Genomic DNA, 19,246 nt, shown 5'->3' on the forward strand with positions numbered 1-19,246 from the left:
ACAACCCTGTAGTCGCCCACAAATGAAAAAACTATTGTCATTCATCTTTTGTTTGACCGTTTACAGTATCAGCCACGCACAGCATGCGAGAATCAGTGGTCAGGTTTCTGATACGTTAAACCATGTTAAACTTCCCAACACTGTCGTAGCGCTTCTGCACGCCAAAGATTCTGTCCTTTACAAGTATGTCCGTGCCAATGAAAGCGGCGGGTTTGCGTTCGACAACCTGCAGGCGGGCAAGTACCTGTTGATGATCACTTATCCGGCATTCGCGGATTACGTTGAGCCGGTCACGTTATCTGATACCAGTGTGCTCCGTTATGATAATATTATGATGACCCTGCGGTCGCGCCTTCTGCAGGAAGTCGTGATACAGCAAAAGGTCGCCGCCATCAAAATGAAAGGCGACACGACGGAATTTAATGCCGGCAGCTATCAGACGCAACCCAATGCCAGCGTGGAAGATCTCCTGAAAAAACTGCCCGGTATCCAGGTGGACAACAAAGGACAGATCACCGCCCAGGGAGAGAAGGTCAAAAAGGTGCTGGTGGACGGGGAGGAGTTTTTCGGTGACGACCCTACCCTCGTGACAAAAAACCTGCGTGCGGACATGGTGGACAAAGTACAGCTGTACGATAAAAAAAGCGAACAGGCAGCTTTCACCGGTGTGGATGATGGCCAGGCCAGCAAAACGCTCAACCTCAAACTAAAAGAAGACAAGAAAAACGGCTATTTCGGGAAGGTGGAACTGGGTGCCGGCACCAACGGGTTTCATGACAACCAGGTCATGCTGAACGTGTTCAAAAAGAAAATGAAAGTAGCCGCCTATGGCATCGTTTCTAATACCGGGAAAACCGGCCTGAACTGGCAGGAGTCAGACAAATACGGGCAAAGCATGGCAGACAATGTCAATATGGAGGGGGGCGATTTTATTGTCATCAGCGGGAATAACGACGAGTTTTCAGGATGGGACGGCCAGTATAGTGGTAAAGGTTACCCACTGGTACAAACGGGTGGGCTTCATTTCAATAATAAATGGAACCAGGACAAGCAGAATATCGGTGGCAACTATAAGTTCATGAAACTCTACATGGACGGCAATAGTACTACCACCACCAAAAACATCCTGCCGAATAACACCGTCAGTTACAGAAACCAGCGGGAGAACTTCAACAATAACGTGATGCGTAACCGCATAGACGGCCGTTATGAAATACAGCTGGATTCTTCTTCCTCCCTCCGGCTGGACATGAACGGTGGGATAGATCATAAAAAAACGAACAGTAACTTCTACTCTGAATTCCTGGATGGTGACAGTTCGCTGGTCAACCGCAACAACCGCCAGCTTTCAGTTGCGGACGATATCCGTCAGCTGAACAGCAACCTGTTGTGGCGTAAGAAACTGAAGAAAAAAGGCCGTACGCTGTCGGTAAATGTGGCGGAGAACTATACCCTCAGCGATGGTGACGGTGTGCTGCATTCCTTCACAGAGTATTTCAAAAAGAGCGGTGGAGTGGATTCTTCCTATCTCACAGATCAACGCAAGGTTTTCAGAACAGAGAACATCAATGCGTCGGGCAATATCACCTATACAGAACCGATATCGACGCTGTCTTCCCTGGTGGCCAATTACGGCCTGGTCCTCACCAACAGCAAATCGTACCGCAACTCCTTTAATGCCGGAGATGCCGGTAAATATGATGTAATGGACAGTACCTACAGTAACAGTTATGTATTTAACATGCTTACGCACAAGGCGGGGCTGGGGTATGTGTACACCGGGAGAAAGGTGCGGATACAGGCTACCAACAACGTAGGGTTTACTACTTTCCAGCAGGATGACGTTTACCGGAATACCAATCATGACCGCAATTTCGTGAACTGGTTCCCGGCTGCGTCTTTCACGTATACTTTTAGTCAGCAGCGGCGTTTGAGAATAAACTATAACGGGAATACCAATCAGCCCAGCATCAACCAGCTGCAACCTGTTCGTACCAACGATGACGACCAGGATGTCAAGATCGGTAATGCGGCGTTGAAACCTTCGTTCAGAAATAACTTCCACGCAAGTTATTTTGATTTTAAAGTGCTTTCTGAACGTTCTCTCTGGCTGAGCGTGAATTATACCGGTACCAGCAATGATTTCGGCGAGTCGTCTGTTATCGATGATAAAGGAAAACGAACTACACAGTTCATCAATATCAATGGCAACGAGAATGCGAACCTCAACCTTAATATGGGCTGGAAAATCAAGCCGCTCAATGTTAACCTGGGGTATACGCTGAGAGGTGGTTATTATCGTAATGCCAACTATATCAACGATCAGCTGAACACCACAAAAACTTTTAACGGTACGACCGGTATTGATCTGATGAGCTCCAAGGAAAAGAAATATGAGCATTACCTGTCATTGGAAGCGACATATAATACCAGTCTTTCTTCCATACAGCAGTCCACCCGCACCAACTACTGGACCTATAACGTTACCGCCGCGGAAAGATATTTCCTCCCCTGGCAGTTCACGATTGAATCAGATGTGGTGTGTAATTTCCGGCAGAAGACAGCGGTGTTTACCGATAACAATAACGTGATACAATGGAATGCCGCCCTTGTGAAGAAGTTTGGCAAGAAGGAAGCGCTGGAACTCAGGGCAGCAGTGAAGGATATCCTGAACCAGAACATCGGTTTCAACAGATCTGTCAACAGCAATTTCATTACGCAGAACACCTATTCCACGATCGGCCGTTATGGTATGCTCAGTGTGATATGGAATTTCAACAAAGTAGGCGGTGGCAGTATCGCAAAAAAATAATCCCATGAGAAAGATCTTTTTATATATCGTTTTATCGTTGTGCTGCTATGGTGCGCAGGCGCAGCATACTGTTTTCCTGGACAAGGGGCGTATTGAATTTGAGAAGAAACAGAACATACACGCCATGCTGGATGAAATGTGGGGAAGCGGGGAGGGGCAAAGCTGGAAGGAGCTGGAGAAGAAGTCGCAGCCTCAGTTCAAGACCTCTTATTTTGATCTGGTGTTCAGTGGTAACATTACCTATTATAAGCCCGGGCGTCAGCTGCCGGAAAACAACCAGGTGCGGGAGTGGCCGGCAGAAAAGAACGTGGTGTATACAGATTTGGCCGCGCAGCATAGTGTGGCCCAGAAGCAGGTGTTTGACCGCCTTTTTCTACAGGATGATTCCACCCGTGCCATACGCTGGAAGATCACGGATGAAACCAGGAAGATCGCTGGTTTTGACTGCCGGAGGGCCAATGCCATTATCATGGACTCCGTGTATGTGGTGGCATTTTACACCGATGCTATCGTTACTTCCGGCGGCCCGGAGTCTTTTTCAGGGCTTCCGGGGATGATACTGGGACTGGCCTTGCCCCACGAGCATATTACCTGGTTTGCCACCAAAGTGCTGGTCGATGACGTGAAGCCGGAGAGCCTGAAGCAGCCGGCGAAAGGGAAGAAAGTGACCCGTAAAGAGCTGATGGAGAATATGTCCAAAGCCTTGAGTGACTGGGGAAACTGGGGTAAAGTGTACATGAAAACGGCCCAGTTTTAGCGGGCTGTTGCGTATGTCGCCTTAACAAAATATTATGATAATGAAATCTTAAAAGCGCTGCTACCGGCCAGGAGAGGCTTCATTTTTGTTTTTTAGCCATCGAACTAAAAATTTTAACCATGGCTAAGCAAACCGTACAAGCAGTAAAGAATGAAATCCAGCAACTGGCAATTGGAAATTACAGGAGTTATTCCGACCAGTATGAGTCAACCGCGCCGGACACACTGATCAGCGTACAGGAACTGGCCAAAGGATACTGGGATTGCCGGGATGATAAAGAGGTAGTAAGAGACGAGAAACTGGGAATTAGTTTGGATGACTACCAACTTTGGACAAAGGAGGCACATAGTGCGTTTTTAAAGGCCAACGGCCACTCACTCAACTAGACATTTCTCCGTAGGAGAGAGGCGATAAGTCCAGCATTACCGGGCTTATCGCCTTTTTATTTTCCCTAAAAAATAAATTTGTTTTTGTATTGTTATTCTACTTACCTTCGTAACCCTGAGATATTTTATTTGTTACTTCATAACCATAGCCTCACTACTTCATAACTGATTGCCATCCTCAAGGGCAGGTGTACTGACAGGCCAGTCGGAACATCTTCAAGAAAACCTTTACCAAAGAAAAATTACTACTGCTGTCGCAGCGAAAGGAGTAAGTCGCCTCTAGACGAGGACAGGGATATTTGTCAAGATGATGTGCATTTTTGCTACAACAAAGGGACCTGAGAAATGAAAGTTTCGCGGCGGGCGGGCAGTGATTGCCGATAACACTTTAAAAACCCAGGTAACATGAAAAAAACACTTTGTTTGTTGATGGTCCTGCTGACGGCAGGACTGGAAGTTTTCTCCCAAGCCACGACCATATCTGCCGACGCCAATTTGTACAATGAGCCGGATCTGGTAACGAAAATCTTTGGCAAGGATAGAGGGGCCTTATACGATGAATTTCTACAGATCTCCCCTGTAGAACAGAAGGCCTTTACAGATGCATTTCTGGAGTATGAAGATGAGAAACGCCCATGGCTGGCGGAACGCATCGCTTTACTGCGGATGTACAATGAAGAGTTTACCTGTCTGGATGAAAAGAAAATGAACAGCCTGACCAAGCAGCTGATCAACAATGATCTTGAATTTGGCCGTTTGCAGATGCGTTATTTCCGGCGCATGAACAAACTGTTGGGTGCTACCAGGGCTGCCAAATTCTTCCAGATGGACAATTACCTGGAACAGTCTTCCAGAGCATATCTTCAAAACGATCTGCCTTTTATCAAAGCATTGGAGTCAGACCGTCAGGTATTTTCCAGTGCTAAGCCGGTGACACGCTGGTAAGATGGATATTTACCGCTGAATGTAGTGCAGAAGGACTTGTGATCTGTTGTTTTTAACTCACCGTTATTTGTTCCCCCCATCCTTTCCCATTATTGTACCCCAAAGACATCATCTGACGGATGATTGGCTTTCGTCCATTGTTTGTTGCCTTTTCCAGGGCTTCAGCCCTGGGTCACGTTGTGATAATGTTGTATGTTTGTAGCCTCCTTCTTCCAGCCATCTTTTTATTTTCCATTTTATTTATTGCTATGATCAGACAGAACGGGTATGTATTTACCGGTGGCCCCGGTGCGGGCAAAACATCGGTGATTACTGCCTTAGCAGCAAAGGGGTTTCCGGTCGTGCCGGAATCCGGCAGACAGATTATCCAGGAGCAGGTAGCCAGCGGAGGAACGGCATTGCCCTGGGCCGATAAGGAATTATTCCGCGACAGGATGCTGGCAGCAGCCCTGCAGGATTTTGAACAGCAGCCAGGTAACGGGCAGCCGGTATTCTTCGACCGGGGCATTCCCGACCTGATAGGCTATTCCGTATTGGAAAACCTGCCGGTACCGGCGGTACTGGAGGAATATGCCGCCACCCTGCGGTACCATCCGCGTGTTTTTATCTTTCCGCCCTGGGAGGAGATTTACCAGGGCGATACGGAGCGCAAGCAGGACTATGCCACGGCCGTGGCCACCTATGACGCCATGCAGGCGGCTTATACCGCTTACGGGTATGAGCTGCTGGCGGTGCCTTTTGCCAGTGTTACCGGCAGGGTGGCTTTTGTACTGGCCAATTTATGAGGTGGTTTCCGTGAAGTCCTCGCTACGGGGAAGGGAGGTGAATTTCTCCATCAGTTCGCCTGACAGGGCTGCCAGCTTCCGGAGCTTCGTATCTATCCAGGCGCCGTCCACATTCACCACGGCTGATTTGATGCCGTCTTTTCGGTATATCTCATGGCGTACGGACCAGCGGGAGCCGTCGGGGCGGCATTTGGTCAGCTCGCAGGTAACGCGCAGGGAGTCGTGGGGGCCTGCCTCCCGGAGGTAGATGGTTTCTTCCCGGAAGAGGATGGGGCCGATGTGCAGCTCCTGGAAGTGCCGGGCGTCCATGCCCGCTTTCTCCAGCATGGCCAGGCGGGCCTGGGCGGCAAAATCGGCATAGGCGGAGTGCCGCAGGTGCATATTAGCGTCTATTTGTGACCACATGACAGGGCCTTCAAAGAATATATTGTCCATCTTTAAAATTACGGAAAAGGAATATGTTTGCCAGCGGGGCTAATTACTTGTTGTTCAGGGTGGTATATAATGATAAAAATGTACCGGTGCTGGAACTGTCCGTCATGGCCGTTCTGGCGGTGTTTTGGCCGCTGTCCGGCAGCAGGGGCGGTGGCTCCGGGATATAATTTTTCAAAAAAAAACGGCTGAAAATTTTTTTTACTTCATTCCCTTTTATACATTTGCGGTCTCACGGAGAGTTGGCAGAGCGGTCGATTGCGGCAGTCTTGAAAACTGTTGACTGTAACAGGTCCCGGGGTTCGAATCCCTGACTCTCCGCAAGCTTTAAGCTCTGTTGTTGCAAAACAGCGGGGCTTTTTTCTTTTTAACCCGAAATCATATCATGAAAAAAATCTCACCTCTTCTGCTGGTATTGTTCTCAGCTGTCTTGTTCTCCTGCGGTAAAAAAAGTGACAACAACGTATCCCCTGAAGGTGATGCCACCTGGAAACTGGGGGAATATAGTTATGTGAAAGCTTCCTCTGTCCAGACATCTTCCGCCGATGGCAACATCACGTCTATCGCTGTCAGCACCGCCGGCAATGGCGGTAACTATGGCGCCTTCTCCGGCAGCTCGCTGACCATCGTTTTTCACGGCAACCTCGGCGAAGGGCAGTATACCCTCGGTACTGAAGAAATGCTGGCAGCCAACGCCACCAACAGGACCATCGTTATCAACTGCACCGTCGGCACTGCTGTGAACACCGGCGCTGTGATGTACTCCTATGGCGGTACTGCCGCCACGGCCACCGTTACCAAAGACAAAGACGGCAAGTTTCATATCAGCCTGCCTGCAACGACGCTGACCAAGAAGCTGGAAGTGCTGGGAGGGATACCCTCAGCCAAAGCGACGTATGAGCTGACGGTGAATAATGCTTATTGAGTAATTTTTCTTAGGATACAAACCCACTGGTACGACATATGCCAGTGGGTTTTTTATTGCGTTTTAGTTTTTGGCGCTCCTTTATTGTTTGATGACCTCCTTCCTCAAAATTTTTTTTCAAAAAGTTGAAAGATAATTTTTCGATCAATCTTATATCTTCATTATTGTCTTGGTTCAAAAAGTGTTGTTTTGTAAGTTTTCCTAATCAATTTAATATCTTAAAAATCATACTGATTTTATTTGTGTCAATTCCGGTATTCGTAACCGATGGTGCTTTTCTGTCTTGTGTTTGGAGATATGGATGCAACCACTATATTTGCGCTTGTACACATAAATCGTACTTATGAACAAAGAACAATTTAGTATCGGCGACGTAGTGGACTGTCCGCTGCATGTTGATGCCGGCGTGATGTTCGTCCGTGATATCAACGCGGAAAAAGATGAACTGTTGCTGGCAGATGCACCGGAAGGCGGTCGCACCGTCTGGATACATTTCAAAGACGTAACAGGTGTGCCGCTTACACCAAGGGTACTGCAACTCGCCGGCTTCAAACCTATCGCCGGTAAGAAAGGACTGTACGGAGCCGGCAACGGTCTCCGGCTGCAGCGCCTGGGCAACGGCTACTACGTCGAAGACGTATATGACGACCAATCAGAACCCCTGGTGATGGAAGAGCTGCACGAACTGCAACATTATTATTCGTTGCTGCTGGACCAACCCCTGCGCATCAACGGTATCCACCGGCCCATGCCCCTGGCAGAGCTATGCCCGGACCACTCCACGACGCATTACTACTGGTTCACCTACCAACGTAGCGACGGCCGTTTCGTGGAAGACGTCTCCTCCCAGCATCCACTCACTACCGTCAGCGCGCTACGTCTCCTCGAAGACAGCGGCATCGTACTGCTCAACTGGCAATTGATCTCCTACGATCAGTATCTGAGCTTCGACAAACCGTGGACAGTCCGGTGACTTATTATCGACTCAACAAGCAACAGGCGGGGAGTTCTCTCCCTGCTTTTCCTCCTGTAACCCTTGCTGCGACTATTATGCAGCCGGTTTCGGTTGCTTAAAAAACTTGACTTTCCTATTGAAAATCCGACAAAAAAGTCCTAACTTTTAATTGCGATTGCAACTTTAGAGTAAAACGTATATCGCATGATGTATTGCCAATACCCTCATAACCATCAATTGATGAAACTGACAAAGTTCCAAGAGAAAGCTATTATTAAGACCAAAGCATTCATCGACGAACAGCCCCCAAAAAGAATAGATATACAGCACCTGGTCCACTTCTCGGGTCTTAGTGAAAGCAAACTGACTAAAGGATTTAAAATGCTCTACCACGTAACGATTTATCAGTATCAACTTGAACGCGCTATGAACTATGCCAAAAAACTACTACAGGAAGATCACCAGGTGAAAGAGGTGGCTATTACTTTAGGGTATAGTACTTCAGGCAGCTTCGCACGGGCGTTTCATCGTGTGTTCCAGGAGACGCCGGGCGAGGTGAAGTGGCAGTGAGGATTCCTTTTTAAGAGCTTTGAAGAATTGTCGCATGGCTATGCCGGTGGTGTACTGTCGTGCGCGTATGATCTGTCTTTTTCCTTTTTTAAATACCTATTGTATGAAGAAGTTAATTGTATTTTTTGTCTCGCTTGTTGTGGGGGTTGTTGGTTCGGCTTCGTTGGCATTGAAGGCACGGAATAACCATGTTATATATACGCGTAACCTGGTGAATGGCCAGTGTGATATACCTGTGCCAGGAAAGGCGATATTGAATACTACCACGTTTGGATTTTTGGCGACGAATGTGCCGGGGCCTTGTGATCTTGTAATTACAACAAAGGTGGTAAACTAAATAATGGATTTGTTGTTTTGGAGCGGATTCCATCGTGAAGTTATTGTTTTCATGTGACAGGATCGGTAGAAGAGATAAGGTGGAAGTGGTGTTACGGTTTAGGTAAAGAGATTACGGTTTTTGTTTTTGTGTTGTTGTTGGAACGAAAGGAAGGGTTGAGTAAATTGCATAAAGAAAATAGCCATTAATTAGACAAAGATCTTCTCAAGAAATGATATTGATAGTTAGGACTTATATCATTTTTTCTGGAGTAATTTTATGAAACCCTGTATTTCTCTAATTCATAAACCTCATTTTTGCCTCGGTTGATCCATCTCTTAAAAATTTTATAAATATCGATGGGTGTTGTTGTGTACTTTTTAATGTGAGTTGTGTGCTCATTGTTTTAAGGATTATAAAATCAAATTTTTAAGCATTTTGTTTAGGGACGTTGGTTCCGATGTAACATATTTTGCTATGTTGTTATAGCGGTTTTTATGTCTTGATAAACATTTCCAGTATGATTACAAGAGAAAAATTAGCAATTGATAACAAAAATAAATCTGATATACGAGATATTTCGTTCAGAGACTTCGTTTTGCAGACTAAAATATATCGGATAGCTATTGCTGTTTGTTTTTTAGCAATGATAGTTCAATTGTTTGTATTTAAATACTTTTATCCTTATCCTTCATTTATAAATGGAGACTCGTACGAATACCTAAAAAGTGCTTTTTATAATCTTAAAATTAATACTTATCCAATTGGTTATGCTAAGTTTTTAAGACTATTTAGCGTCTTTTTTATAGGTGGGGATAGTCTGGTGGTATTTCAATATTTTTTTACTCAATTTAGTATTCTATGGTTGATGTTTAGTGTGTTCTATTTTTATAATCCTAATAAAATTATTCAGATGACACTGTTGGGTGTAATGGTAACTAGCCCTATTTTTTTATACCTAGCTAATTACATTTCAAGCGATAGTCTATTTTTGGGGTTGAGTATATGCTGGTTTACAACCCTTATATGGATATTGAATAGGCCGTCTTACAGGTTGTGGGTTTTTCACTCCATTTTTGTTTGTATGGCCTTTATAGTAAGGTATAATGCGCTATATTATCCACTGATTTCCCTTGTTGTTGTTGTGCTGGATAGACGTAATATTTCTTTGAAAGTTGTGGGATTGGTACTTATGTTTGGCTTAATTGGGATGTTTGTTGTATTTACATCTTTGCAATATAAGAAGTTAACCGGGAGAATTCAGTTCTCTCCATTCTCTGGGTGGCAAATGGCTAACAACGCAATGTATGCATATAAATTTGTCGATCCTGCAAAACGCAAAGAACTTCCCTTGAAATTTCATGGACTTGATAAAGATGTTCGCGCATATTTTGATACAACACGTCCCTTTTTAAATAAGTTTCCAGAGGAAATGTTATGGGTCAGTACCATATACATGTGGAAACCGACATCACCCCTACGAATTTATATGAATAGGATGCATGTTGGAGATACAACGTTTTCAGAATTTAGAAAGTGGTCTGAAGTTGCTCCGTTATATAACGAGTACGGAATTGAGCTTATGAAGACCTATCCAGGTGTATTTGTAAGGATGTATCTATGGCCAAATCTGATTAAATTTTATGTTCCTCCGGTGGAATTTTTGTCCTCCTATGGATATAGAGTGGATTCAATTCCTCCTGTCGCTATGGCATGGTTTGATTATAAGCATAATAAAGCTAAAACGAGGTTTAAGGACAATCACGTTAGTATACTCGAATGGTATCCGAATATCTGCGGAATAATGAATGCAGTTTTTATTATGCTGAGTGTCTCGTTTTTTGTCTTAAAAGGAAGAAGATTAGATAGGAAGATTTTTCTGCTTTGGATAATGTATTTTCTTTTCTGGATGACAAATATAGTCTTTAGTGTGTTTGCTTCCCCTATTGCATTACGGTTTCAGATTTTTCCCTTGGTACTATGCACCGCAATTAATTTTGTGCTGTTGGATTTTGTCTTAAAAGGTTCCGGTGATCAGCGCGAAGAGACAATTAAGAGTGATAATCAAGAGGTATCTATTTAATTTTTTTTTATGAAATGGATATGTGTAATCTTCGGATTGGTTCTGTTTTGTCAATGTGGTCAGGTTTCTGATGTTGGCTACGACAAAAGAGGAGATGTATTGATGGATCTTAACCTCCAACTTTTAGATAGTGCTCGCTATTTTAATATTAGAAGTGTTAGCCCAGGAAAACCAGTAGTGCTGTTTTTTTTTAGCCCTTATTGCCCGTATTGTAGAAAGGAAACGGAGAGTATTTTAAAAAATATTGAAAAGTTCAAGGCTATTCAGCTTGTCTTTTTGTCTATTGATTCGATTGGAGATTTGAATATGTTCAGCAGGAATTACCAGATAAGTAAATACCCTAATGTAATTATCGGGAAAGATACAGGAGCGGTATACTTTAGATACTTTAATCTTAAAAATATTCCCCATACAAGTATTTACTCGAAGGATCATAAGTTGAGCTATGTCTTTAGATTTCAAACTAGTGCAGAAGAGATTCTTGATCAGGTAAAAGAACTTTAGATATTCATTGCTTATTCTTTAAATGTGTACTTATGGATAAGACTAAAATTAGGATTTTTCTGGTTTGTTTATTTTTATCTGTTTTTTCTAGTGTTATTGTCACCGTAAAAGCCAGAACGCTCGATCGAGTGTGGATTGTAGATATAAATCATACAGATGCTGGGTGCACTTTGGCATTGCAATACTATACGCTTGAGCCAAATGGGTCTCCTATGTTTGCAACATATGCATCTACCACATTGAGCGCACAGTGCGATTATAAAATGCTATATACAGGTGAGTAATATTTTTTAATGGGTGTACTAGCTTCCCGACAAATTTCCTGGATGTGCATATCTTGGATGATTGGGTGTTCTGTGCGAGGGGCTGTTAATTAGGTTGTTTAGCAGATTATAAAAGATTTTACAAGTAATTTATTGAAAATATTACACATGTCATTTATATAAATTCTTTTGTAATAATTGAATATTTAATGATGAGTAGGTACCCTCACCATAGTATTCGATTGGGGAAAGCTGAAAACCCAACAATAGAGTAAGCACTATTTCTTCTCTTTAAAACTTAAAACCATGAAAAAAGTAAAAGTTTTGCTGTCAGCTGTTGCTGTTGTTGCTATCGTTGCTGGTGCTGTTGCATCTAAAGCTCGCGTTGCTGCTAAGTTGTATGTTCCTATCGCTACACCTGGCCTTTGCGAAACAACTATTGATCACGTTTCTACAGTAGGTACTGATTTGTCATTCAATGACTATGCTTCTACAGTAGCAGGACCTTGCGAAAAAATCAATGTTTTCAGAGCACCTAATAACTAATAGTGCGTGGCAGAAAGAAGGTTTCTTCTTTCTGCCTTTCATTTAGAATGTCTAATAGTATTCCAGGATGTTTTGAGAGGCCTTAACTATTTTACATTAAATGATTGTCAATGGTGGCTCGAGTGAACTTTTCTGTTTTTGATACCACTTTTTGAGTGGTATTTTGTTTATTATTATGTTTAGACAAGAATCATGTTTGATTCTATCTTTTTTTATCGTAAATGTAATAATTCATGAAGGCTCTACTTTTGGCAGTGAAAAAAAATATCATATGTGCAATATTTATATTGTATCTGTTGCTTATGTATTCTTTTTTATATGCGCAAAAAAAAACATTAGATATTAATGATTTAGAGAGCTGGGTTTCTGTTCGACGTGGCACCCTTTCAGCGAATGGGAAATATACAGCATTTTATAAAGGTGATACTAACTTAGTGGTTAAAAATGTTCAGAGTTCTTGGAACAAGGAGTTGAATAATCCATTACGATTTCTGTTTACTAGTGATAGCAAGTTTTTAGTATGTCAGCATGTTGGTGGCAGAATATCCATAGTCTCATTGGGTAAAGATAGAATAGATGAAGTGTCTAGTGTGAGGAAGTTTTTTGTAATGCAGTCGGAGGGAAAGGAATATATTCTTTATCTACGTACTGATGGGCAATTTGTTGTTGCCCATTTGGATGGCGATTTAATGTGGAAGGTAGATAATGTATCCGACTTCTGGGTTCAAAAGGATAGAGGATACATATTTTACAAAAGTAGGTCTGATTCCGGCTACTTCGAGTTGAAAAAAATGGTTTTGAATGGAAGGGATCCATTTATTTTGTATCGTGGAAATGAACCGGTTAGTGTGGCATTAGATAATAGTGGATCCAAAATCGCTTTTCTTGTCATTAGTGCTGGTGAAAAGTCTCTCTGGTATTATAGTGATTCCATTTCTGCCAAAGCTGTTAAAAAGGATTTGGATTTAAAGCTGGATGGCTATGATATTGGAGGATTAGATGAGTTCAGTGAAGACGGGAATCTTGTATTTGGATGGGTGAAAGATAAACCTAATCTGAATGAGTCAAACAAGAGTAAGACCCTTGTTTATTCGTTTGCATCCCCGCGTCTGAGTGTGCCGGACTATAGTGGTCGGGCAAATAAATATTTGGCTGTATGGAATTTGAAGGATGAACGTTTTTTTAAAGTACAAAATAGAGGGGAGATGCTATACTTTAAAGCGAAAAATAATATGGCTTTGTTGCGATATTCAGGTGGTGATGTAGGGGAGTGGAATTGGAACGGAAATGCCCGATCATCTTGTGTTTTGGTGGATTTGAAGAATGGACTTAGGAGCGAAATTACTAATGGACCTAATTTAGACGCGAGATCATATATTCTCTCTCCTATGGGGAAATGGATCGTGTATTACGATTCTGATAGTAGTGATTATTTTAGTTATCATGTCGGAAGTGGAGAAAGAAGGCGGCTTACCCGAAATGTCGATGCTGTGTGGACTTCATACGATAATGATGACATACCTTCCGCAAAGTATTATAATATCGGAATTGGTGGATTTAGTTCAGATGAGAGTAAACTATATTTATATGACCAATATGATATTTTCGTTGTAGATCTTAAAGGAGATAATGAACCATTTTGTTTAACAGGAGGATACGGGCGGAGGAACAACATTGTTTTTCGATTTGCCTTTCCTCCTAACAACCAGAAGAATAAGAAGGTCATTTTGACAGCCTTCAGCAGAAAGACGAAAGAAGATGGTTTTTATTCTATAGAAGAATCTAAGCGCGGTGAAGTAAAAAAACTTGTGATGGATGCGGCAATTTTTACTGGGCCAGAGGAAAGTAAGTATGTCGATAGGTTACTTCCAGTTAAAGCTGATAGTGCTTCGGTCTATCTTGTAAGGAAAATGAATGCTACAAGTTCCCCCAATTTCTATGTAACCCGGGACTTTGTTAACTTTGAATCTATTAGTAATGTTTATCCTGAAAAGAAATATAATTGGCTTACAAGTGAGTTAGTTCGCTTCAAGACACTAGATGGTAAAGATGCTGATGGCATATTGTTTAAACCCGAAAATTTCGATCCAAATAAGAAGTATCCTTTGATTTTTTATTATTATGAAAAGATAAGTGAAACATTACATTTTTATTGGACGCCTGGCCCTTGTGAGGGACCGATTAATATCCCATATTTTGTCAGCAATGGGTATCTGGTGTTTGTTCCTGATATTCACTTTACTATTGGATATCCTGGGAGAAGCTCTTTTAGCACAATTATGGGAGCAGCTGATAAGCTTGTCAAATTGTCTTATGTTGACTCTACAAAAATGGGACTACAAGGACACAGTTTTGGTGGATTTCAAACGAATTACATTGTTACGCATACTCAACGATTTGCAGCGGCATGTTCTGCTGCTGGATTTACTAACTTCGTGAGTGCATACGGGTCAATTATTGGCAATGGATATTCTAGACAGGGGCAGTTTGAATTGAGTCGCGATCGGATAGGGGCTACCTTATGGGAAAGGCCGGACCTTTATTTGGAAAACTCCCCAGTCATGCGGGTAAATCAGGTATCGACACCTATGTTAATAATGCATAATAACGGCGATGATGATGTTCTTGTAACACAAGGGGTGGAGTTTTTTACAGGATTAAGACGTTTGGGAAAGATTTCATATTGGCTTCAGTATGAAGGGGCAAGACACTCGGTATATGGTAATTCTGCTCTCGATTATAGTGCAAAGATGATGGGGTTTTTTAACTATTATCTGAAAGGTGAAAAAATTCCCAGTTGGATGTGTAATAAATCACCAAATATTTTGAGTGTAAACAAGTTATTGAAATAGCAAGATAGTTTATGATAGGAGTGGCAGCTGATATTAATGGTTTAGAGACTTAATTCGCATTTAGGTGTTCTCTATATCTCTGATGTTTAAGGTAGTTATCATATTATTGACAGCGATTATATTCTCTTGTAAAGCCTTCTCCCAAAAGATTTCGTTGGGATTGGAGGAGGGGGATACGTGGGATTATGTTGATAATGGTATAATCAGTGATGATGGCTTGTATGCCTGTTATCAAGTTAGAAATCATATTAATGATGAAGGATCGCTCATTATAGTTTCCACCGATGGAGCGACAAGGCGTTCGTTTAGCAATCTTCGAAATCCTCTTTTTTCAGATAAAGGAAATTGGCTAGCTGGTATAAGGAAAGATACGTTGGTTCTGATAAATTTAAGAGACAGAAAATGCAATACTGTTGAGATTGCTAGTGTAAATGAATATTCGTTTTTTACCCAATTTAACAAGGATTACCTTATATGTTTTTCTCAGGAAGAAAACATGTTGCGCTTGATGGGAGCTGATGGCGATATCTTGGAAAAGTATGATTCGGTAGTGCTATTTAAGCTTAGCCCTGACAAAAAAAAACTCTTTATAAAAAAGCGTGGATATGATAAGAACAACATGAAAGTACTTTGTGTTGAACTAGATAAATTGACATGTAAGACCATTTTTATTGGTGGTGACGTGGATTTTTTTACGTTTGATCGATCTGGAAAGCAATTGGCATTTATTAGCCAAGATAGAGTCGGTAAGAGTATATGGTATTTTTCAGATAGCATGTTTGTTGCTAAAGAATTAGTTAATAGTAGGACGAATGGCTTAGTGGACCAGACAGATATTTCCCCCAATGATTATTGGGGATTTAGTAGAGACGGGACAATGCTTTTTTTTTCGCAAACAAAATTTCATAGAGCCTCAATGGATCTATCTAATCCTGAGATATGGAGTTTTGAGGATTTGTACTTGTTGAGTTTTTTTAAAGGAAAGGCAAATGACTATATTCCAAATTTTGGGAAAAGAACTTATCTCTCTGCAGTTCTTATAAAAGGCGAAAAAGTACTACGGCTGGTTGAAGACAGTGAAGTACTTGAACCGATAAGTTTTATCAATACAAAAGGTAAATATTTTGTGTTCACGAGAGATAGGAAAATAGACGAAGGTGGAGAATGTATCAGATATAACTATGGAGTTGGTAATAGTTGTTCTGGGGAGAAGATTATTATTGACAGTAGTAATATACCTTTGATAAGTACGTTTGTTTTTTCTCCTGATGATAGATATTTGGTCTATTATAAAGCTGAAGATAGACAGTTTTATTCATTTGATTTTTTAAAAGGAAGAAAAACTTCGATTAGTAAAGATCTGTCCTGTGAGTTATTGGACGTTGGGAAGTTGAGTTATCCAAATTATGCACAGTATGCGGGAAAGATTGTAGGATGGGATATGAGAAGAAAGCGTGTGTTGGTGAGCGATTCGTATGATATTTGGAGTTTACCACTTGATGGAGAAGGAGAACCCAAGAATTTGACTGCAGGGAGAGGAAGAAAAGATTCTGTAGTATTTTTGCCAATTGTTGAAAATGTTGAGGTGGGCGGGGGGCACTATCATCGGGATGTTAATGACATTATTTTAAAAGCATTTAGTTATAAAAGTAAAGATTTTGGTTTTTATAACCTTAGTATAAATGGTCGTTTCAACCTCTGTAAGTTGTCAATGGGCCCAATCTCCGTGGGCACTGGGATGTACAAATACAAAATAGATAAAGCCCGGTTGGTAGAGTCAAAAAAGGAAAAAGGTTTTTTACTCAGGATTGAAAAATATGACGATGCTCCCAATTACTTTTTTAGCAAAGATCTGAAGAATTTTGTTCGTCTTTCAAATGTTCAACCACAGGTTGGTAGGAATTGGTTGACTGCGGAGCTGCATACGTATTTTGATAGCGATGGACTTGAGTGTCAAGGGATTTTATATAAGCCGGAAAATTTCAAATCTTCTATGCGGTATCCAATTGTCTTTAATTATTACGAAATAAAAAGTAATGAAATTAATTCCTTTCCACCCGTAGTTTTAAATGGGGCTGATATAGATATAGCATACCTCGTGAGCAATAACTATCTTGTGTTTATTCCTGATATTCGCTCCCGACCGGGGGAGGCTGGATCGGGATTGATACGCTCCATTACAGCAGCGCTCTCTCATTTGAAGCAGTTTGGCTGGATTGATTTTAATAGGATCGCGATGACCGGTCATAGTTTTGGTGGTTGGGAGACAAATTATGTTATTTCCCATATCAGTTGTCATATTGCTGCCGCTATTTCTGCGGCAGCTAATAGTGATATGGTCTCTTATTCGTTTTCATTGGCAGCAAACGGTGATGATAGATTTTCTTATTCTCAGCTTGGCCCCTTTAAGATAGGCGAATCATTTGCTGATCGTCCTGATTTATATTTGTCTCTCTCCCCTCTTTATGTGGCCAAAGACATCAGAACACCTATTTTGCTGATGCATAATGAAAATGATACGCAGATTGACTTTAGCCAAAGCCTGAGTTTGTTCATCTTACTTAGAGAGTTAAGAAAGCCTGTTTGGTTATTATCTTACAAAGGGGAAGGCCATGTATTAACAAAAAAAATGAATATAATTGACTATAAGAAAAAGATGTATTCCTTTTTAGGTTATTTTTTGAAAGATGACAATAAGCCAGAATGGATGAAACGACATGTCGGTATTGATGATTGACCTTCCCTCGAGATTTCCAACTTACCACGCTACATTTTTACATTTCAGTCACCTTATTGCCATGTTGGAATATTCAATTCTATTTTTTTTATTGTCTCTTTATATACATTTGCATCTTCATTAAGCATACTCTTTTCTGCAATATATAGCGCTTTTTTTTCTGTCGATAAGGCTTCCTCTTTTTTCCCGAGTTTGTATAGTACATTTGCATAAGTGTCAATCGCTGCATGGTTTTCCGGATACTGTTTTGTGATTTGTTTCATGTATTGAGATGCTTTTTTTAGCGTGTTTACATTTTTACTGTGTTTAAAGACGACGTTCCATACAAATTCATTCACTTCGTATGCTTTCCAAGAGTCGGTAATAAAGCTGCTATCGTCAAAAGTCTTCATTTTTAGTTTAATAAGTTTTTTCCAATCTTTTTTTTGAGTATACCATATAGTTTTATTCTTTTCAATTACTCTATCAGCAGTCTGAATGTCCCATGTATTTTCGATCTCTTTTTTAATCGAACGCCAGGTAGATTTTGTGGCCGGTCTATTATTTCTAGTTTTTCCCTCTAATTTTGGTTTGACGACGTCTCTAGTTATTAAGTAATCTAGAAGTTGATGCGAAAAACCTTTTACAGCGACTCGTCTGTCTGATTCTCCCGGATTCTGGTATATATATCTTACTAATTTGTCTTGGCTTGATAGTAACGTTGGATACTTTAGTAACAGTCTCGGAAACTGGGGTGTGAGTATATCATTGGGATTACCGAGGTTAAGATAATTTTTCTTGTAGAATTGCGTTACTATTTGGGCCAATGAGTCTTCGTGGTAAAGGTTGAGCTCAAGGGCATAATCCATAAGTTCAGAAGGCGAAAGTAGATTCTTTATAAATTTATCCCTTTTGCCTGCATAGTTGGTCAGTGGATTGGTTGCCACTCGACAGACTGAGAGAAACTGATCGGCATTCATGTATCCTAAGCTTCTATGTAGAAGAATGCCATTTGAATCAAGAAATATGATTGAGGGGACACTAGTGACTTTAAATTTGTCTTTTATACTTTTTGATATATAGTACTTTTTTTTTATGTTTTCATTATCGTTCTTGTTTGAGTCGATCTGAATTTTTAGTGAGATGAAATACCGATTGATATATTCTCCTATCGAGTCCAATGTGTATACTTCTTTTTCCATTTTTTTGCATGGAATACACCAAGTCGCATACACATCCAAGAGTATCGATTTTTTTTCTGATTTTGCCATGCTTAGGATTTTGTCCCAGCTGGGTTCATCTGTGAAATTTATTTTTGTTTCCTGTGCTGGAGCCAATAAAGGCATAGTTGTTAAAAGTAGAATTAATATTTTTTTCATTTTTTTACTTTTAATAGTCT

Annotated in this window: 17 protein-coding genes and 1 tRNA gene; 15 read left to right on the top strand and 3 right to left on the bottom strand. The window is 41.3% G+C overall.

Annotated elements, in window-relative coordinates:
- The first annotated feature begins 22 nt into the window (after positions 1-22).
- The 5 genes from HGH92_RS21120 to HGH92_RS21140 all read left to right on the top strand — a co-directional run bounded on the left by HGH92_RS21120 (position 23) and on the right by HGH92_RS21140 (position 5,685).
- The gene (locus tag HGH92_RS21120) at positions 23-2,812 is read left to right on the top strand and encodes a TonB-dependent receptor (RefSeq protein WP_168872731.1); all 2,790 of its coding nucleotides are present in this window, start codon (positions 23-25) and stop codon (positions 2,810-2,812) included.
- A gap of 4 nt (positions 2,813-2,816) precedes the next feature.
- Positions 2,817-3,569 carry a GLPGLI family protein gene (locus HGH92_RS21125; RefSeq protein WP_168872732.1) on the top strand — a complete coding sequence of 251 codons (753 nt, stop codon included), beginning with the start codon at positions 2,817-2,819 and terminating at the stop codon, positions 3,567-3,569.
- A 119-nt stretch (positions 3,570-3,688) separates the two neighbouring features.
- Positions 3,689-3,955, top strand: coding sequence for a hypothetical protein (locus HGH92_RS21130; protein ID WP_168872733.1), 267 nt, complete (start codon positions 3,689-3,691; stop codon positions 3,953-3,955).
- Between the two features lie 405 nt (positions 3,956-4,360).
- Positions 4,361-4,900, top strand: coding sequence for a hypothetical protein (locus HGH92_RS21135; protein ID WP_168872734.1), 540 nt, complete (start codon positions 4,361-4,363; stop codon positions 4,898-4,900).
- 248 nt (positions 4,901-5,148) lie between these two features.
- Complete coding sequence (locus HGH92_RS21140; RefSeq protein ID WP_168872735.1) at positions 5,149-5,685, top strand: AAA family ATPase; 537 nt, start codon at positions 5,149-5,151, stop codon at positions 5,683-5,685.
- On the opposite strand, the gene HGH92_RS21145 is transcribed toward HGH92_RS21140, so the two are convergent.
- Entirely contained in the window at positions 5,680-6,120 is a 441-nt protein-coding gene (locus tag HGH92_RS21145; protein WP_211092681.1) for an acyl-CoA thioesterase, read from the bottom strand. The genes HGH92_RS21140 and HGH92_RS21145 overlap by 6 nt on opposite strands.
- Before the next feature lie 43 nt (positions 6,121-6,163).
- Entirely contained in the window at positions 6,164-6,295 is a 132-nt protein-coding gene (locus HGH92_RS34055; RefSeq protein ID WP_262888794.1) for a hypothetical protein, read from the bottom strand.
- A 58-nt stretch (positions 6,296-6,353) separates the two neighbouring features.
- On the opposite strand from HGH92_RS34055, the gene HGH92_RS21150 reads away from it, so the two are divergent.
- The 10 genes from HGH92_RS21150 to HGH92_RS21195 all read left to right on the top strand — a co-directional run bounded on the left by HGH92_RS21150 (position 6,354) and on the right by HGH92_RS21195 (position 17,868).
- A tRNA-Ser gene (locus HGH92_RS21150) sits at positions 6,354-6,438 on the top strand.
- 64 nt (positions 6,439-6,502) lie between these two features.
- Positions 6,503-7,042 (top strand): hypothetical protein, encoded by a 540-nt coding sequence (locus HGH92_RS21155; protein ID WP_168872736.1) that lies wholly within the window; start codon positions 6,503-6,505, stop codon positions 7,040-7,042.
- A 343-nt stretch (positions 7,043-7,385) separates the two neighbouring features.
- Complete coding sequence (locus HGH92_RS21160) at positions 7,386-8,015, top strand: hypothetical protein (protein ID WP_168872737.1); 630 nt, start codon at positions 7,386-7,388, stop codon at positions 8,013-8,015.
- 186 nt (positions 8,016-8,201) lie between these two features.
- A complete protein-coding gene (locus HGH92_RS21165; protein ID WP_168872738.1) occupies positions 8,202-8,567 on the top strand; it encodes a helix-turn-helix transcriptional regulator in 366 nt (121 codons plus the stop codon).
- Positions 8,568-8,670: 103 nt separating this feature from the next.
- On the top strand, positions 8,671-8,904 hold the full coding sequence (locus HGH92_RS21170) for a hypothetical protein (protein WP_168872739.1): 234 nt from the start codon (positions 8,671-8,673) through the stop codon (positions 8,902-8,904).
- Between the two features lie 499 nt (positions 8,905-9,403).
- Positions 9,404-10,966, top strand: a complete 1,563-nt coding sequence (locus tag HGH92_RS21175) for a hypothetical protein (RefSeq protein ID WP_168872740.1) — start codon at positions 9,404-9,406, stop codon at positions 10,964-10,966.
- Between the two features lie 9 nt (positions 10,967-10,975).
- Entirely contained in the window at positions 10,976-11,470 is a 495-nt protein-coding gene (locus tag HGH92_RS21180; RefSeq protein WP_168872741.1) for a peroxiredoxin family protein, read from the top strand.
- Between the two features lie 569 nt (positions 11,471-12,039).
- A complete protein-coding gene (locus tag HGH92_RS21185) occupies positions 12,040-12,279 on the top strand; it encodes a hypothetical protein (RefSeq protein ID WP_168872742.1) in 240 nt (79 codons plus the stop codon).
- Positions 12,280-12,512: 233 nt separating this feature from the next.
- Positions 12,513-15,131, top strand: coding sequence for a prolyl oligopeptidase family serine peptidase (locus tag HGH92_RS21190; protein ID WP_168872743.1), 2,619 nt, complete (start codon positions 12,513-12,515; stop codon positions 15,129-15,131).
- An 82-nt stretch (positions 15,132-15,213) separates the two neighbouring features.
- Positions 15,214-17,868 carry an alpha/beta hydrolase family protein gene (locus HGH92_RS21195; protein ID WP_168872744.1) on the top strand — a complete coding sequence of 885 codons (2,655 nt, stop codon included), beginning with the start codon at positions 15,214-15,216 and terminating at the stop codon, positions 17,866-17,868.
- 53 nt (positions 17,869-17,921) lie between these two features.
- Here HGH92_RS21195 and HGH92_RS21200 read toward each other — a convergent pair whose 3' ends face one another.
- The gene (locus HGH92_RS21200) at positions 17,922-19,226 is read right to left on the bottom strand and encodes a thioredoxin family protein (protein ID WP_168872745.1); all 1,305 of its coding nucleotides are present in this window, start codon (positions 19,224-19,226) and stop codon (positions 17,922-17,924) included.
- Between the last annotated feature and the right edge of the window lie 20 nt (positions 19,227-19,246).

The sequence above is a fragment of the Chitinophaga varians genome (genome assembly GCF_012641275.1).
Taxonomy (GTDB): Bacteria; Bacteroidota; Bacteroidia; order Chitinophagales; family Chitinophagaceae; genus Chitinophaga; species Chitinophaga varians_A.

Bases quoted from the DNA above. Each gene is read 5' to 3' on its own strand.
- HGH92_RS21165 (WP_168872738.1), top strand. From the start codon at position 8,202: ATGATGTATTGCCAATACCCTCATAACCATCAATTGATGAAACTGACA.
- HGH92_RS21200 (WP_168872745.1), bottom strand. From the start codon at position 19,226: ATGAAAAAAATATTAATTCTACTTTTAACAACTATGCCTTTATTGGCT.
- HGH92_RS21155 (WP_168872736.1), top strand. From the start codon at position 6,503: ATGAAAAAAATCTCACCTCTTCTGCTGGTATTGTTCTCAGCTGTCTTG.
- HGH92_RS21135 (WP_168872734.1), top strand. From the start codon at position 4,361: ATGAAAAAAACACTTTGTTTGTTGATGGTCCTGCTGACGGCAGGACTG.
- HGH92_RS21160 (WP_168872737.1), top strand. From the start codon at position 7,386: ATGAACAAAGAACAATTTAGTATCGGCGACGTAGTGGACTGTCCGCTG.
- HGH92_RS21140 (WP_168872735.1), top strand. From the start codon at position 5,149: ATGATCAGACAGAACGGGTATGTATTTACCGGTGGCCCCGGTGCGGGC.
- HGH92_RS21125 (WP_168872732.1), top strand. From the start codon at position 2,817: ATGAGAAAGATCTTTTTATATATCGTTTTATCGTTGTGCTGCTATGGT.
- HGH92_RS21120 (WP_168872731.1), top strand. From the start codon at position 23: ATGAAAAAACTATTGTCATTCATCTTTTGTTTGACCGTTTACAGTATC.
- HGH92_RS21185 (WP_168872742.1), top strand. From the start codon at position 12,040: ATGAAAAAAGTAAAAGTTTTGCTGTCAGCTGTTGCTGTTGTTGCTATC.
- HGH92_RS21175 (WP_168872740.1), top strand. From the start codon at position 9,404: ATGATTACAAGAGAAAAATTAGCAATTGATAACAAAAATAAATCTGAT.
- HGH92_RS21180 (WP_168872741.1), top strand. From the start codon at position 10,976: ATGAAATGGATATGTGTAATCTTCGGATTGGTTCTGTTTTGTCAATGT.
- HGH92_RS21170 (WP_168872739.1), top strand. From the start codon at position 8,671: ATGAAGAAGTTAATTGTATTTTTTGTCTCGCTTGTTGTGGGGGTTGTT.
- HGH92_RS21190 (WP_168872743.1), top strand. From the start codon at position 12,513: ATGAAGGCTCTACTTTTGGCAGTGAAAAAAAATATCATATGTGCAATA.
- HGH92_RS21195 (WP_168872744.1), top strand. From the start codon at position 15,214: ATGTTTAAGGTAGTTATCATATTATTGACAGCGATTATATTCTCTTGT.
- HGH92_RS21130 (WP_168872733.1), top strand. From the start codon at position 3,689: ATGGCTAAGCAAACCGTACAAGCAGTAAAGAATGAAATCCAGCAACTG.
- HGH92_RS21145 (WP_211092681.1), bottom strand. From the start codon at position 6,120: ATGGACAATATATTCTTTGAAGGCCCTGTCATGTGGTCACAAATAGAC.